General features: G+C 63.9%; 11 protein-coding genes. 10 read left to right on the forward strand and 1 reads right to left on the reverse strand.

Annotation, left to right across the window (positions count from 1 at the left end):
* Positions 1-12 precede the first annotated feature (12 nt).
* The 10 genes from NLY37_RS04285 (at position 13) to NLY37_RS04330 (ending at position 11,925) form a co-directional block, all read left to right on the forward strand.
* Positions 13-1,623, forward strand: coding sequence for a WD40 repeat domain-containing protein (locus NLY37_RS04285; protein WP_023735421.1), 1,611 nt, complete (start codon positions 13-15; stop codon positions 1,621-1,623).
* 80 nt (positions 1,624-1,703) lie between these two features.
* Positions 1,704-2,804, forward strand: coding sequence for a tetratricopeptide repeat protein (locus NLY37_RS04290; RefSeq protein ID WP_156933989.1), 1,101 nt, complete (start codon positions 1,704-1,706; stop codon positions 2,802-2,804).
* Entirely contained in the window at positions 2,801-3,757 is a 957-nt protein-coding gene (locus NLY37_RS04295) for an SEL1-like repeat protein (protein WP_023708946.1), read from the forward strand. The genes NLY37_RS04290 and NLY37_RS04295 overlap by 4 nt, the downstream gene beginning before the upstream one ends.
* A gap of 99 nt (positions 3,758-3,856) precedes the next feature.
* Entirely contained in the window at positions 3,857-5,863 is a 2,007-nt protein-coding gene (locus tag NLY37_RS04300) for an amidase (RefSeq protein WP_031246630.1), read from the forward strand.
* 80 nt (positions 5,864-5,943) lie between these two features.
* Entirely contained in the window at positions 5,944-6,480 is a 537-nt protein-coding gene (locus NLY37_RS04305) for an isochorismatase family protein (RefSeq protein ID WP_023708944.1), read from the forward strand.
* A gap of 32 nt (positions 6,481-6,512) precedes the next feature.
* Positions 6,513-6,977, forward strand: a complete 465-nt coding sequence (locus NLY37_RS04310; protein ID WP_031246631.1) for a GFA family protein — start codon at positions 6,513-6,515, stop codon at positions 6,975-6,977.
* Between the two features lie 264 nt (positions 6,978-7,241).
* Positions 7,242-8,255, forward strand: coding sequence for a LacI family DNA-binding transcriptional regulator (locus tag NLY37_RS04315; RefSeq protein ID WP_031204512.1), 1,014 nt, complete (start codon positions 7,242-7,244; stop codon positions 8,253-8,255).
* Positions 8,252-9,769: a sugar ABC transporter ATP-binding protein gene (locus NLY37_RS04320; protein ID WP_023743289.1), complete on the forward strand. Its 1,518-nt coding sequence runs from the start codon at positions 8,252-8,254 to the stop codon at positions 9,767-9,769. The genes NLY37_RS04315 and NLY37_RS04320 overlap by 4 nt, the downstream gene beginning before the upstream one ends.
* Positions 9,769-10,821, forward strand: a complete 1,053-nt coding sequence (locus NLY37_RS04325; RefSeq protein ID WP_023705098.1) for an ABC transporter permease — start codon at positions 9,769-9,771, stop codon at positions 10,819-10,821. The genes NLY37_RS04320 and NLY37_RS04325 overlap by 1 nt, the downstream gene beginning before the upstream one ends.
* A gap of 120 nt (positions 10,822-10,941) precedes the next feature.
* Positions 10,942-11,925, forward strand: coding sequence for a substrate-binding domain-containing protein (locus NLY37_RS04330; protein WP_286441595.1), 984 nt, complete (start codon positions 10,942-10,944; stop codon positions 11,923-11,925).
* Positions 11,926-12,150: 225 nt separating this feature from the next.
* Here NLY37_RS04330 and NLY37_RS04335 read toward each other — a convergent pair whose 3' ends face one another.
* Entirely contained in the window at positions 12,151-15,234 is a 3,084-nt protein-coding gene (locus NLY37_RS04335; RefSeq protein ID WP_156933990.1) for an ATP-binding protein, read from the reverse strand.
* Positions 15,235-15,314 lie beyond the last annotated feature (80 nt).

Genomic DNA, 15,314 nt, shown 5'->3' on the forward strand with positions numbered 1-15,314 from the left:
AGGGGGAGTCCGATGGACAGGTTGGCCGAAAGGCTGTTTGCGCTTCCGCTGCTGGCGGCCGCTTTGGCTTGTCTGCTGCGGGCGTATCTGCTGCTCGGCGACAGAGATTTCAGCTGGAGCGGGATCGATCACATGCTGCACGGCCCAGCCACGCTGCGACCGGTGGTGTTCCTGACCGTCGGCGGGCTTTGCCTGCTTGGCGCCCTGTTGTTCTGGGCCGGACTGCTGCCGGGTCGGCGAAGCCAGCCTGCTGGAACGCCGCTTTTTGGCCGCGACGCCGAGATCGACCCAAAGGGCCGCCCCGGTCTGCGGCGCGCCTTCCTCATGTTGCCGGTGCTCGCCGTGTTGGCGCTGCTGGCCGACCACTTCCCTTGGGCGCGTGACGCCGGCCCGGGCGCTGAGGTGGCCGCCCCGAACGAACCCAAAGCCGAGCCGAAGGACCAGGGCATCGACGGTGTCCCGCCGGACCTGGCGACGCCACCGGCCCCGCCGAGTTCGCCGCAGGTCACCATGCCGCCCGAGCCAACCCCGCCTGAGCAGGCTGCCAAACCGCCGGAACCGGCGCAGCCTACGCCTCCGGCTGCTCCCCCGCGGCCGCCACAAGTCGCAGTCGCTCCGGCGACACCGCCACCGGAGACTGCTCCACCGCCGGCTCCGGCGACACCGCCACCGCAAACCGTCGCGCCGTTGCCGCCGCCTCCGCCGGCGCTGCCGACCGAGCCCGACGGCCATCGCGACGCCATCGTCTGGCTCGCCGTCTCGGCCGATGGCCGCGACATCATGAGCGCCAGCACCGACCATATGATCAAGCTCTGGGACATCGCCGGCAAGCGGCTGATCCGCAACCTTGGTGAACACAAGGACATGGCGCGCACGGCGCTGTTCATGCCCGACGGCGCAACCGCGCTGACCGCCGGCGACGATGGCGAGATCGTGCTGCGAAAGCTTGCCGATGGCGCGGTGCTGCATGTCTTCTCGTCGGGCGCGAATGGCGGCGTGCGTAAGCTGGCGATCAGCCCGGACGGCAAGCGCGCCGTCAGTGGCCACGACACCGGCAACGTCATCGTCTGGGATCTCGTCAACAAATCGGTGCTGCATGTGATGACCGGACATGACTGGCCGATCAGCACGGTCGCAATCTCGCCCGACGGCACGCGCGCGCTCAGCGGCTCCATCGACGGCACGCTTAAATTCTGGGACGTCGAAAGCGGCAAGCAATTGCGAAGCTGGCACGGCCACGAGCAGGGCACTTACGGCGCTGTCTTCACCGCCGACGGCCATCATGTCGTCACCGGCAGCGGCGACTACACGATCAAGCTCTGGGACCTCGACACGTTTAGGGAATTGCGCCGCTTCGAGGGTCACGAAGGCACCGTCTATACGCTGGCGCTGTCGGCCGACGGCAAGCGCTTGGCCTCCGGCTCGCTCGACGGCACGGCGCGGCTGTGGGATGTCGGCACCGGCGGCCAGACCGCCATGTTCGACAGCCGCACCGGCCCGATCTACGCCGTTGCCTTCGCCACCGACGGCACACTGGTCACCGGCGGCGACGATCGCACCATCAGGGATTGGCCGGCGGCTGGCGGCGATGGCGAAATCCTGTTCGCCGGCGCACCGCAGTAGCGACATCAAATGCTTTGGATATTCCAGAACAGCCTGGCTTGCGCTATGGATTACTGGTGGCTGCAAATGGATTGGGGACGGTGAGCAACAACGACTGGGCGCCCAAAGTGGATACACCTGTCTACAGCCCGCCCACGTCGCGTCGCCGAGGGGTCCTTACCGTCGTTCTGGTGTTGCTGGCGGCTTTTGTGCTGCTCGGTCCTGGCCGAAATTACTATGTGCAGTGGTCAGCGGCACAAAAGGGTGCAGCGGCTCTCCAGGCAAAGGATTATGCCGAGGTATTCCGTCAAATGAAGATCATGGCGGACGCCGGCAATGTTGACGCAAAAGGGCAGCTTGGTGCGCTGTACTGGCGCGGGGAGGGCGTGGCTCAGAACGACAGCCAGGCGGTGTATTGGTGGAAGAAATCCGCCGATGGCGGCAATGCGGAAGCCATAGCAGCACTGGGTCAGGCCTACCTTATGGGCAGGGGCGTTGAAAAGGACAGTCGGCTTGCCGAGAGTTTCTCACGAAAGGCCGCCGATAAAGACAACATGAATGGGCAGTACCAGCTCGGCATGAATGGGCAGTACCAGCTCGGCGTGTTGTACTGGCAGGGCCAAGGGGTCGCGCAAAATTATGAGCAGGCGCTCTATTGGTGGCGCAAGGCGGCCGATCAGGGGAGCGGCGAGGCTGAATATTCTCTCGGCCAAGTCTATTTAAATGGCCAAGGGGTCGAAAGAAACGATCAACTGGCGTTGAAGTTTTCCAGGCAGTCAGCCGACAAGGGCAATACGAACGCTCAGTACGCCCTCGGCGTCCTGTATGCGCAGGGTCGGGGTGTTGCGCAAAGCTTCGAGCAGGCTGCCTCATGGTGGCGCAAGGCGGCTGACCAAGGAAGCCTGGAGGCCGCTTTCTGTCTCGGACGCGCCTACTATCTTAACCAAGGCGTCAAGAAGGATGATCAAGCCGCCATAGTGTGGGTGAAAAAGGCAGCCGATCTGGGTGAGCCGAATGCCCAGGCTTTGCTGGGCACTTTGTACTCGCGGGGCCACGGCGTTGAGCAGGATGACCGCCTTGCGTTCGGGTGGTGGATGAAGGCCGCAACCACCGGTCTGACAGAAGCGCAATACGCGGTGGCGGCCGCTTATGGCCAGGGAAAAGGTACCCCTGGGACGACGGCCAGGCGTTTGCGTGGATGAGCAAAGCCGCCAATCAGGCCTTTGTGTTCGCCCAGTCGAATCTGGGCGGATACTATTCGATGGGCCAAGGCGTCGAGAAGAGCGCCGAGCAGGCGGTCTATTGGTGGCGCAAGGCCGCGGAAGCGGGGAATGCCGAAGCCGGTGCCAATCTGGCCCGGGCGTATTCGCTCGGCGAAGGCGTGGGACGGGACGATGCGTTGGCCGCGACTTGGGCGCAAAAGGCGTCCGACGGGCGAAACGCCGACGCTCAATATCTGCTTGGTATCCTCTACAGCCAGGGCCGCGGCGTTGCGCAAGACAATGATCTGGCCTTCCGATGGTGGATGAAGGCTGCTGTCCAAGGCCATGTGGTAGCGCAGTATAATGTCGGGGTCGTGTATCGGGACGGGCAGGGCGTCGGGAAGGATGAAAGGCAGGCGTTCGAGTGGCTGAGCAAGGCTGCCGACAAGGACAATGACCTTGCGCAGTTCGCTCTCGGTGGACTGTATTGGGATGGTCTAGGAGTAACGAAGGACCCCGTTCAGGCGGCAAGGCTCTGGCGCAAAGCCGCCGACCAGCGCAATGCATTCGCGCAGAAAGCGCTCGGCACGGCCTATTGCGAGGGTGTTGGCGTTGCGCAAAGCAGTGCGGATGCGGCGGGCTGGTGGCTCAAGGCGGCGCGGCAGGGAAATGTGGATGCCCAGCTCGCCTCAGCGTATGCCTCGGCCAACGGCGTGGGCATTGCCAGAGACGACAAGGCTGCCGAGTCCTGGTGGCTGGAAGCCGCAAAGGCCGGCAGCGTCGATGCCGAGTTCAGTCTGGGCTCGCTCTACTACCGCGGCGTCGATGGGAAACCAAACTACAAGGAAGCCGCCAAATGGTTCTTCAAGGCGGCAGGCCACGGCAGGTCCGGCGCCAAGACCTATCTCGACCTGATGAAGGAAAACGGCCAGCTCGACAGCAAGATGCTATGAGCCGAGTGCATAAGCGTCGCCGTCACGCCTTCCGTTTGAGGCGTGACACTCGCATCGCACGATGCGAAGATTCATTTGCCGCTGCATCTCGAGAATCCCATGCCCCTCCACATCGTCGAAGCCTCGATTGCCGACCTGCGCCGGGCGCTGGAGGCCGGCACCGTCACCAGCGTCGAGCTGGTGGGCGCTTATCTCAGGCGCATCGCGCACTACGACCGCCATGGCATCGCGCTCAATGCCGTGCCGGTGCTTAACCCGGCAATGTTCGAGGAGGCGGCGGCGTCCGACCTGCGGCGGCGCAATGGCGCCACCCTCGGGCCCCTCGACGGCATCCCCTACACCGCCAAGGACAGCTATAAGGTGAAGGGCCTGACGGTGGCTGCTGGCTCGCCCGCCTTCGAGCATCTCGTCGCCAATGAGGACGCTTTCACCATTGCCAGGCTGAGGGCCGGTGGTGCTGTGCTGATCGGGCTGACCAACATGCCGCCAATGGCGAATGGCGGCATGCAGCGCGGCGTCTATGGCCGCGCCGAGAGCCCCTGCAATGCCGACTATTTGACCGCGGCCTTCGCTTCCGGCTCGTCCAACGGCTCAGGCACGGCCACCGCCGCCAGCTTCGCCGCTTTCGGCCTCGGCGAGGAAACATGGTCTTCCGGCCGCGCGCCGGCGTCCAACAATGCAGTTGTCGCCTACACGCCGTCGCGCGGCGTCATTTCGGTCAGGGGCAACTGGCCGCTGGTGCCGACCATGGATGTGGTGGTGCCGCACACGCGCGGCATTGCCGACATGCTGGAGCTGCTCGATGTGATCGTCGCCGACGATGCCGAGACGCGCGGCGATTTCTGGCGCGCGCAGCCCTGGGTGTCGATCGCGAAAAGCGCTGATCTCAGGCCGCCAAGCTACACTACACTAGCCTTGGAGGGCTCGTTGAAAGGCAAACGCCTCGGCGTGCCGAAAATGTATATCGGCCGCGACGGCGGCGCGCCCAAACCCATCGAGACCCGCGCCTCGGTGCTCGACCTCTGGCGGCAGGCGGCGCGTGACCTGGAAAAGCTCGGCGCGGAGGTGGTCGAGGTCGATTTCCCCGTCGTCTCGAACTATGAGCGCGACCGTCCGGGCACAAAAACCATGGTCGAACGCGGGCTGGTGCCGGAAGCCTTTGCAGAGCGCGAAATCTGGGATCTCTGCATCTGGGGCTGGGACGATTTCCTGCGCGCAAATGCCGATCCGGCGATCCCCGATCTGGCTGCGGTCGACGGCCCAAAGATTTTCCCGCAGCCGCCGGGCGCGCTGCCGGACCGCTATGGCGACGACGGTTTCGATCTGGCCGACTACGTCACGAGCGCCAAGCAGGGCGTGATGCCATTGTTGGATATCCCAACGCTGGCGGAAGGTCTCAAGGGATTGGAGGCGACGCGGCGCATCGACTTCGAGGACTGGCTGGACGCGAACCGGCTCGACGCCGTCGTGCTGCCGGCGGTCGCCGATGTCGGCCCGGCCGATGCCGACGTCAACCAGACCTCTGCAGAAATCGCCTGGCGCAACGGCACCTGGGTCGCCAATGGCAATCTGGTGTGGCGTCATCTCGGCATTCCGACCGTCACCGTGCCTATGGGAACGATGGCCGATATCGGCATGCCGGTCGGGCTGACCTTTGCGGGCAAGGCCTATGATGATGCGGAGTTGCTGCGGCTCGCCGGCGATTACGAGCGCGCCACCCAACGCCGCACCAGCCCGCCGCGCACGCCGGAATTGCCGGACGATGTGTTTGCGGGGCGGCCTGGTGGATTGCGGGCCAGCGATGCGCCGACGCCGAGGCTTACGCTTGTTGCCGAGACGACGCGGCGAGGAGACCAGGCCGAGATCGCCGTGACGGTTGAACTCGATGCGGAGACCGCTGGCGTCAAGGTTCACGTCAATGGCGAACCGGTCGCTCTGCGGCGCAGCGGGACAAGCTTTCACGGTCGCATCCTGGTGCCCGCCGGCGAGCACGAAAGAATGCACAGTGTGTGGCGAGGCGCTTACGGCTCGATCGTTGCGGCCGTCATGCGGCTGGAGGATGGACGCACGGCTGGTGCTTACGTGGTGACCGGCGGAATCGGATGAGGGTACAGGTAATCTCCCCAAGGGGGAGATCAGCAGCTTCGCCGTCTTGACCCTCCCATCGCCCGCGTTATCTTCGCGCCATGCCAAACCTCGCTCCCCTCATCGTCATCGATCTCCAGACCAACATGTTCGACGGGCGCGTCGAGCCGCCGATCCATGATGCGCCGGGTATCGCCGAGCGTACCCGCTCGCTGATCGACTGGGCGCGGCGCGAGGGGCGCAAGGTTGCTTTCGTCAGGCATGACGGGCCGGCCGGCGATCCGCTGGCGCCCGGCGAGCCGGGTTGGCCGGTATGGCCGGAACTCGGCCAGGCCAAGGACGAGCCGACATTCTCCAAGACCGTCCGCAACGCCTTCTCGAATGCCGAGCTTGGCGCCTGGGTGGCCGGGCAGGGGGCCGGCGAAGTCGTGCTCGCCGGAGCGCAAACCGATTTCTGCATCGCCGGCACCGTCAAGGGCGCCCTGGCCGAGGGCCTCGGCGTTACCGTCGTTTCCGATGCCCATTCCACGCTGGACACTGAAGGCGAAACCGCGACCGAGATCATCGCCCGGTACAATGCTGATTTCACCGATGCCGGCGTCACGCTGGTGACGACGAAGGCGCTGACCGGCGACTGAAGCGCCGGCGCTTCGAATACTGGGAGACTGCCGTGCCAACCCTGAAATTGCCGGCCGAAGGCGGGTGCCGCTGCGGACGTGTGCGGCTCAAGATTTCCGCAAAACCGCTTTTGACCATGGCTTGCCATTGCATCGGCTGCCAGCGCATGTCGGCCAGCGCCTATTCGCTGAGCGCCGCCATTCCCTCGGACGGGTTCGAGATCATGCAAGGCGAGCCGGTGATCGGCGGACTGCACGGCGCCTCGCGTCATTACTTCTGCCCACATTGCATGAGCTGGATGTTCACGCGCCCCGAAGGGCTCGACTGGTTCGTCAATCTGCGTCCGACCATGCTCGACGAGCCTGGCTGGTTCACGCCGTTCATCGAGACATGGACCAGCGAGAAGCTGCCTTGGGCAACCACGCCTGCGGTGCACAGTTACGAGGCGCTGCCGGCCTTTGAGGAATATGAGGGGCTGGTGGCGGAGTTTGCTGAAACCGCGAGTCTCCCCACTTGAGGGGGAGATGGCGGCAGGCCAGAGGGGGTCGGTGCGACTGGGCTCGACGTCCTTGCTGCAGATGGAAGGTTGGCGCTTCACGCGCGGCGACCCCCTCTGTCGCCTTCGGCGACATCTCCCCCTCGAGGGGGAGATAAGCCCCGCTAAAAATTTGCATCGAATCGATTGCGCAAACGTTTCGATCACCCTAAGCTCCCCTGAAATCCGCCATCAGAGCGGACGGGAAACGCATAAGGGAGGAGCGCTTGCAGGCGCTGATATGTCTTGCCGACAATGGCTGAAGTGGCGCGGCGCGCCGGCGTGTCGGTGTCGACCGTCTCGCATGTCGTCAACAACACGCGCTTCGTTTCGCTGGAAAAGGCGAGGCTGATCAACGACGCCATTGCCGCCATGGGCTACCAGCCCAACGAGCTGGCGCGCTCGCTGAAGGCCTCGACCACCAACAGCGTCGGCCTGGCGATCTCGGCGATCTCCAACCCTTATTTCACCGACATCATCTGCGCGGTCGAGGCCGAATGCGCACGGCTTGGGCTGATGGTATTTCTGTCGGATACCCAGGAGGATCCCGACCGCGAACTGCAGGTGGTGCGCGCTTTTCATCAGCGCCGCGTCGACGGCGTCATCCTGGCCCCGTCGGGCTCGCCGCAGCGCGCCATCGATTACCTCGCCGACAAGAAGATGCCATGCGTTCTGATCGACCGTTTCGCCGACGAGCGCTTCGATCAGATCGGCGTCGAGAACGAAACGTCGATGCGCGCGCTGATCGACCATGTCGCCTCCTTCGGCCACAAGCGCATCGGCTATATCGCCGGACAGCCGGGCCTGACGACGACGCGCGAGCGCATCGAGGCGTTCCAGGCTTCGCTCGCCGCCAATGGACTTGAAAGCGTGCCGCGATATCTCTCGGCCGAGAATGTCGACACGGCGGCGGCGACCGCATCCACCCACGCCATCCTGTCGCTGCCGTCGCCACCAACCGCATTGGTCACCGGCAACAACATGACGACGATCGGAGCCGTCCGCGCCATCCGCGAAAAAGGCCTCACCATTCCGGGCGATCTGTCGCTGGCCGGCTTCGACGATTTCGAATGGGCCGATTGTTTCGAGCCGCGCCTGACGCTGGTCGCGCAGCCCTGCACCGAGATCGGCAGGCAGGCGGCGGCGCTGCTCAGCGCCCGCATCGCGGCGACCGCTTCAGCGCCGCGCTCGGTGCGGCTGCAGGCGACGCTGCGGGCGCGCGCCTCCTGCGGGAGGCCGACCCACACGAGGCTAACATGAGCGCGCCGCTGCTGGTAATGACCGGCGCCGTCAAACGCTTCGGCGGCGTGCAGGCGCTGCGCGGCGTCGACTTCGACCTCAAGGCCGGCGAAATCCATGCGCTGCTCGGCGAAAACGGCGCCGGCAAGTCGACGCTGATGAACCTTCTGTCGGGCGTCTACACGCCGGACGAAGGCACGATCGAGATCGACGGCAGACCCGTGCGCTTCAACAACCCGCGCGAGGCGCAAGCGGCGGGCATCGCCACCATCTTCCAGGAGCTCGACCTGGTGCCGTCGCTGGATGTCGCGGCCAATCTTTTCCTCGGCCGCGAACTGATGCGTCCGGGCGGCTTCCTCGACGTGCCGGCAATGCGCCGTGAGGCGAAGAAGCGCCTGGAGGCGATCGAGATCGCCATCGATCCGGCTGCCATGGTCGCCGACCTGTCGATCGGCCAGCGCCAGGTGGTCGCGATCGTCAAGGCGCTGTCTTACGCCTCGCGCGTGCTGATCATGGACGAGCCGACGGCCGCACTTACCGTGGGCGAAGTCGAGCGGCTGTTCGACATCATGAGAAAACTCGCAGCCACCGGCGTCGGCATCGTCTATATCTCGCATCGGCTGGAGGAAGTGCCAGGGATTGCCGACCGGGTGACGGTGATGCGCGACGGTCGCGTCGCCGGCATCACCGAGCCGCACGCGCCGCAGGCCGAGCTGGTGCGCCTGCTGGTCGGACGTCCGCTGGATGAGCTTTATCCGCAACGCGCCAAAGCGGCGGGCAAGCCGCTGCTCAGCCTGAGGAACGCCAGCTTCAAGCTCGCCCGCGATAGCGCCGGCTGGCAGGCGCCGCAAGGCGTTTCGCTCGATGTCCATGAAGGCGAGATCGTCGGCCTGGCCGGCATTATGGGGGCAGGGCGCACCGAACTGTTGTCCGCGCTCTACGGCACCGGCCTGTCCGGCCGCTGGGAGGGCGAGGTTGCCATTTCGGGCAAGCCGGTGAAACTGGATTCGATCAGCGCTGCCCGCCAGGCCGGCATCGCCTTCGTGACCGACGACCGCCGGGGCTCGGGCCTGATGCTGCGCATGGCCGTCGGCCTCAACCTGGTGATGTCGGTCATCTCCAGGATCTCGCCGAACTGGCTCGTCTCGCCGCGCCGCCAGGCCGAGGCGGTGAAAGAGTCCTTCGGCCAGTTCGACATCCGGCCGAAGAACCCCGATATCGTCGTCGGTGCGCTGTCGGGCGGCAACCAGCAGAAGGTGGTGCTGGCCAAGGAGATCCTCGGCAATCCGCGCCTGTTGCTGCTCGACGAGCCGACACGCGGCGTCGATGTCGGTGCCAAGGGCGAGATCTACCAGCGGCTCAGGGCACTCGCGGCGCAAGGGCTCGGCATTCTGGTGGCGTCCAGCGAGATGCCGGAGCTGATCGGTCTGTGCGACCGCATCGTGGTGCTGCGCCAGGGGCGCAATGTGGCGGAATTCATGGGCGGCGTCGACGAGCACACGGTGCTGGCCGCGGCTAACGGCAGGGAGGCCTGATGTCTCAGGACAACAACCCAGTGGCAGCGAGCCCGGTGATGGCGGCGCCTCAAAAGCATCGCGACCCGCTGGCGCTCATCGTGCGCTTCCAGAGCCTGATCGGCCTGGTGCTGGTGGCGATCGGCGGCATCATCTTCTCGCCGCGCCGCCACGGCGAGATCCTGTTCCTCAACCCCGACAACATCGCCAACATCGTGCGCGCCGTGTCGGAGACCGGCATCATCGCCATCGGCATGACCTTCGTCATCATCACCGCCGGCATCGACCTGTCGGTCGGCGCGGTGCTTGGCCTGTCCAGCGTCGTCACCGCCTCGATGATGATCTCCGGCGGCTTCGGTCTGATCCCCACCATCCTCGCCGTGCTCGCTTTGGGCATCGTCTTCGGCGCCATCCAGGGCACTATCTCGACGCGTTTCAGGCTGGAGCCGTTCATCGTCACGCTGGCCGGCCTGCAGGCCGCGCGCGGGCTGGCGCTGGTCGTCTCCGGCAACCAGTACATCAACATTTCCTACGGCGAAGGGCCGGGCCTGGCGCCGCCGGTGTTCGCCGTGCTGGGCGAGCGGCTGTTCAACAACACCGTGCCGGTGGCGACGCTTGTGTTCGTCGTCTTTGCCGCGATCGCCACCATCGTCCTCAACACCACGCGCTTCGGCCGCTATGTCTTTGCCGTCGGCGGCAATGAGCGCGCCGCGCGCATATCCGGCGTGCCGGTGTCGATGGTGAAGATCTCGGTCTACGCCATCACCGGCTTTGCCGCCGCCCTTGCCGGCATCGTCCATGCCGGCCAGTTCAATTTCGGCAGCGCCAATGACGGCATGGGCTATGAGCTGACGGCCATCGCCGCCGTGGTCATCGGCGGCACCAGCCTGTTCGGCGGCGCCGGCTCGATGGTCGGCACCGTTGCCGGCACCATCATGCTGGGCGCGCTCGCCAACATCCTGCAGCTCAACAACATTACGCCCGCCATGCAGCTGCTCGCGACCGCCGCGATCATCGTTTTGGCGGCAGTGCTTCAATCCCTCGTTCGCCGCCGCGAGGGGTTGGGTCGTTAGTGCATGTCGCGCAAAAGGTTTTGCGATGACGACATGCACAAACAAACAAGGAGGAGACGGCAACACGTGAACGTTAAACCAAGGTCTGGCCCCCCGGCCGGACGAGGAGGAGAGTGAGTTATGAAAACGACACTAAGAGGATCGACCCTCAAGGCCGTGCTGCTGGCAGGCGCCGGCCTGTGCATTGCAGGCACCGCTTACGCCGCCGAGCCGCTGGTGAAAGCCTGCGCCAAGGACGGCCAGTTCGTCATCGGTTTTTCGCAGGCCAACAATGCCGAGCCCTACCGCCAGCACGTCAATGACGAGCTGGAGGCGGCGGCCAAGGAAGTGCCCGGCTTCACGCTGCAGATCGCCGACGGCGCCGGCAACGTCAACACGCAGACCTCGCAGGTCGACAATTTCATCACCCAGAAGGTCGACATCCTCCTGATCTCGCCCTTCGAGGCCGCACCGCTGACGCCGGCGGTGAAGCGCGCCATGGATGCCGGCATCCCGGTCATCGAGCTCGACCGCAAGACGGTCGGCGACCCCGGCAAGGACTACACCGCCTTCATCGGCGGCGACAATTTCAAGATCGCCGAGGAAGCCGGCAAATACACCGCCAAGACGCTGCTGCCCGATGGCGGCGAGGCGGCGGTGCTGCAAGGCCTGCCGAGCTCGACGCCGGCCGTCGAGCGCCTCAACGGCTTCAAGGAAGGCGTGAAGGGCAACCCGAAGGTCCAGATCGTCGCCGAGCAGGCCGCCGACTGGGTGCCGGACAAAGCGCAGGTCGCCTTCGCCGCCATGCTGCAGGCGCACCCCGACATCAGGGTGCTCTACGCCTCCAACGACATGATGGCCGCCGGCGCGCTGCTCGCCGCCAAGGGTGCGGGCAAGGACGTCAAGATCATCGGCACCGACGGCCTGCCGGGCCCGGCCGGCGGCATCGAGGCCGTCGCCAAGGGCGACTGGGTCGCAACCTTCACCTACCCGACGGGCGCCAAGGAAGCGATCGAGATGTCGAAAAAGATCCTGCTCGACTGCGCGACCGAGGTGGACAAGACGGTGACGGTGGAGACCACCGCGATCACGGCCGAGAATGCCAAGCAGCTGATGGGGAAGTGAGGGGCGACGCTCAGCACTGAGGTTGAAAGCAAGGCCCCGGGAGGGGCCTTGTTGCGTTGCGGCGAGCTACGGGTGAATGGCCGCTGCCGGCCTTCAGATAATGCCATCGCTACCCGTAAGCGGACGTTGGTCTGCTTTAGACCGTAAGTTGCGGCTGCGCGGGGATCGTGATGTTGCCGAATCCGCGCTCGTCGAGATTGCCGGCAGAACGTGATGCGTCGTTAATCACTCAATGTCTGCTGCGATGAACCAATCGTTGATCTTCCGCAATTCCGCACGCGCCTCTTCGAATCTACCCTGTGACCGCAATAGCTTTGCCAGACTATTGGTCGCCTGCAACTCCCAACTCCTAGCGCGCTGCTGCCGCGCAAAGGCAATAGCCTCGCGGAAAGAAGCCTCTGCCGCTCTGTCTCCGACTCCATTTGCAAGTTCGATCTCGCCGCGAATGCGAAGCAAGGCAGCTGTAAAGTAATGCTCGCCAATCTTTTCGGCCTCGCGCAGACCTTTCTCGACGGTCTCTGCCGCTATATCGAATTGTCCAGAGTTAATGAAAGCTTTGGCCAGTAAGCCTAAATAACACGATTTGTCGACTTCCTGATCTTCAAGGTCACTCTCGGTCAATGCCATCATATGGCTTCCCACCAGACTGTCATCGAGGCTTGATGCAGCCAAGCCACCAAAAAAGCGCGCCACCCGTGTCCAGAGATTGAAACCGTTTTCCTGCGCTAATGGCAGAAGTTCATCCGCCAGCCGAGCGATATCCCTGCTCTCTTCGCGGAAGGCGAACAACACACACCCGTTTCCCAAGCAGGCGGCCAAGCGATAGGCGGATTGCTGCCGAACGGTCGCCTCCGCCTCGAGGTAGAGTTTCAGCGCTTGACGGCGATACCCCAGAATATGCAAGGTCCACGAAAGGTAGATCATGGCCATACTCGGAAAGTCGCTGCCGACCTCGTCTGCACTGCCCTTGTGGCTGAGAGCGCGCTCAAGATATTGCCGAGCCTCCGCCAACTCACCCTGACAGAACAGACTCATGCCCTTAAACTGCAGACCTATAACGAGCGCGTTTAGGTAGCCGCCCTCCTCGCCGACTCGAATTAATTCATCACTGGCCGCGAGGGCCTTACCAAACTGGCCCGAGTTGAAATGGGTACCGAAAAGCCCGTCGAGTGCCCTAATCGTCGCCTCCAGTTCGCCAAGCTTCCCGCTCAGCGCTATGGCCCGCTGATACGCGGCACTGCCTTCGCCCGTCACGTAGCCGAGCGCAGCGTACAGAACGTCGCCCAGTTCCAGTTCGAAGCGAAGCAACCTGCGGCTACGATCGTCGGAGTCAGGCAAGAGTTTCGCGGCTTCAAGCCCTTTCCTGAAGATACGCACTGCGTCAACTTTCGCCCAAGTCTTGGCGGCCTTCAGCCCTGCCTGCAGCCAGTAGTCAGCGGCGCGATCGAACAGACCGGCGTCGGCGAAATGCTCAGCGAGCACTTCGGGATAGGCAAAGCCCGCGTTGGGGTCGCGCAGCTCGATGCATTCGGCAATCGATTTGTGAATCTGTTGCGCACGTTCGTGCAGCATCGTGCCTCTAGCGGCCTGCTGGAGCAGCACGTGGGTGAACGAAAAGCCTGCTCCGGCCGTCCCTCGCTCGGCTACGATCAGCCCTGTGCGCATCAGCTCACCAACCGCAGCGCGCAACTCCGCTTCAGGCCAATCACAAATTTCGCGCAGCATGTCGAAATCGAATTCGCGGCCGATCGCCGCCGCGACCTGCGCGACTTCCTTGGCGGTCCCCAGCCTGTCGAGACGGGCAAGCAACGAGAACTGCAGAGAGTTTGGAATGTTGTTCGTGAGTGACAGACGCTTGGGCTGCGATACGTCTAGGCGCAACCCTGTTTCGACCACGCTTCGAGTAAGCTCTTCGATATAGAGCGGGACGCCTTCACCGCGATCGAGCACCGCTGCTACGTCAGCAGCGAGCGCATTCGGACTAATGTCATGGACAATCGCTTCAGCGTCCGCTCGGCTGAGCGCTTCAAGCCTGATATGGTGCCCGTCAGGGCCGTCGACCCATGGAACGCTTGCGTTGTTCCTGCTCGACACAAGCAAGAGGGCGGGTGTCGAAGCCAGGCTGGCGACGATTTTTTCGAGAAGGTCGCGCGAGGTCGCATCGGCCCATTGCTCATCCTCGAACAAGATCAGGATCGGGGTAGTTCGCGCCAAATAACTGACCAGATCGATGAATGCTTGCTCGGCAATGTTGCGCTGTCGTTCGGCACTTGTCCCTTCAAGCCTGTCCGGCATTGTCGTCGGCATCCCGAGCAGGCCTGAGAAGATCGCCAGCGCGATGTCGCTGGACACCGAGCCTATCGACAATCCGTTGCGGAGCTTTCGAAGCTTTTCTTCCGTTGAGTCACCGTCCTCGATCGTTGCAATCCTCTGCAACTCTGCGAGGAATGGATAAAGGGTGCTGTTCTCAAAGGTCGGAGAACATTGCATGGTCAGTTGCGGAAAGCTGCGCAGACGCTGCTGGATTTCGTTGAGCAACCGGGACTTGCCGATTCCCGACTCCCCCGAGACCAACACGGCATTGCCACGCCTGTCGCGCACGACAGTCTCCCAGTGCTCCATCAGCAGTCGCAATTCGGCGTTGCGGCCGCACAGCTTGGTCATACGCGCCCGCTTTGCAAAGCGGGTCGGCACCATGCGCGCCCTTTGCACCTGCCAAACCTGGACTGGCGCGGCGAATCCCTTCAGCTCATGTTTGCCGAACCCGGTGAAATCAACCGCGCCGCTTGCGGCCTCGAAGGTCGCCGCGTCGACAAGGATCGTATTCGGCTTGGCCAGTACCTGCAGCCGTGCCGCTAGATGCGCGACGTGACCGAAGGCGACGGTGGATACACCGCTCGGTGCGCCGACGAACTCACCCACCACGACTTGGCCGCTCGCGATACCCATCCTCACTTGCAACGGATATCCCAGATTTGCGGAGATGGTGGCCACCGCATCAACGATCTCGAGCGCGGCCAGCACCGCGAACTCGCTGTCGTCCTCACCAGCTGTTGGATAGCCGAAATAGGCCTGAATAGCATCGCCGATGTAACTAGCCGTCACGCCCTTGCGGCGCCGGACGACGCTGCTGCAGGTCTGTAGAAAGCTCTCAATCAGGTGTTGGAAATCCTCGGGATCCAGGCGGTCGGCATATTCGGTTGACCCCACCATGTCGCAGAACAGGATGGTGAGATAACGCCGTTCCGCAACAGGTTTCGCCGGATTGCCGGGCAAAATGGGGCTAGCCAATGGAACCGGCGTGGTCACGCTCCGGGACCCTCCTTAGTGCGGCGACCATGTAGCACCCAGTCATGTTATCGCAAATCCCGGTGCTCACCAGTCGCTTT

The organism is Mesorhizobium sp. C395A, assembly GCF_030323205.1.
Taxonomy (GTDB): domain Bacteria; phylum Pseudomonadota; class Alphaproteobacteria; order Rhizobiales; family Rhizobiaceae; genus Mesorhizobium.

What these genes read in the sequence shown, in the direction of transcription:
- NLY37_RS04330 (WP_286441595.1), top strand. Translation starts at nt 10,942, where the DNA reads ATGAAAACGACACTAAGAGGATCGACCCTCAAGGCCGTGCTGCTGGCA.
- NLY37_RS04295 (WP_023708946.1), top strand. Translation starts at nt 2,801, where the DNA reads ATGAGCAAAGCCGCCAATCAGGCCTTTGTGTTCGCCCAGTCGAATCTG.
- NLY37_RS04285 (WP_023735421.1), top strand. Translation starts at nt 13, where the DNA reads ATGGACAGGTTGGCCGAAAGGCTGTTTGCGCTTCCGCTGCTGGCGGCC.
- NLY37_RS04300 (WP_031246630.1), top strand. Translation starts at nt 3,857, where the DNA reads ATGCCCCTCCACATCGTCGAAGCCTCGATTGCCGACCTGCGCCGGGCG.
- NLY37_RS04305 (WP_023708944.1), top strand. Translation starts at nt 5,944, where the DNA reads ATGCCAAACCTCGCTCCCCTCATCGTCATCGATCTCCAGACCAACATG.
- NLY37_RS04325 (WP_023705098.1), top strand. Translation starts at nt 9,769, where the DNA reads ATGTCTCAGGACAACAACCCAGTGGCAGCGAGCCCGGTGATGGCGGCG.
- NLY37_RS04320 (WP_023743289.1), top strand. Translation starts at nt 8,252, where the DNA reads ATGAGCGCGCCGCTGCTGGTAATGACCGGCGCCGTCAAACGCTTCGGC.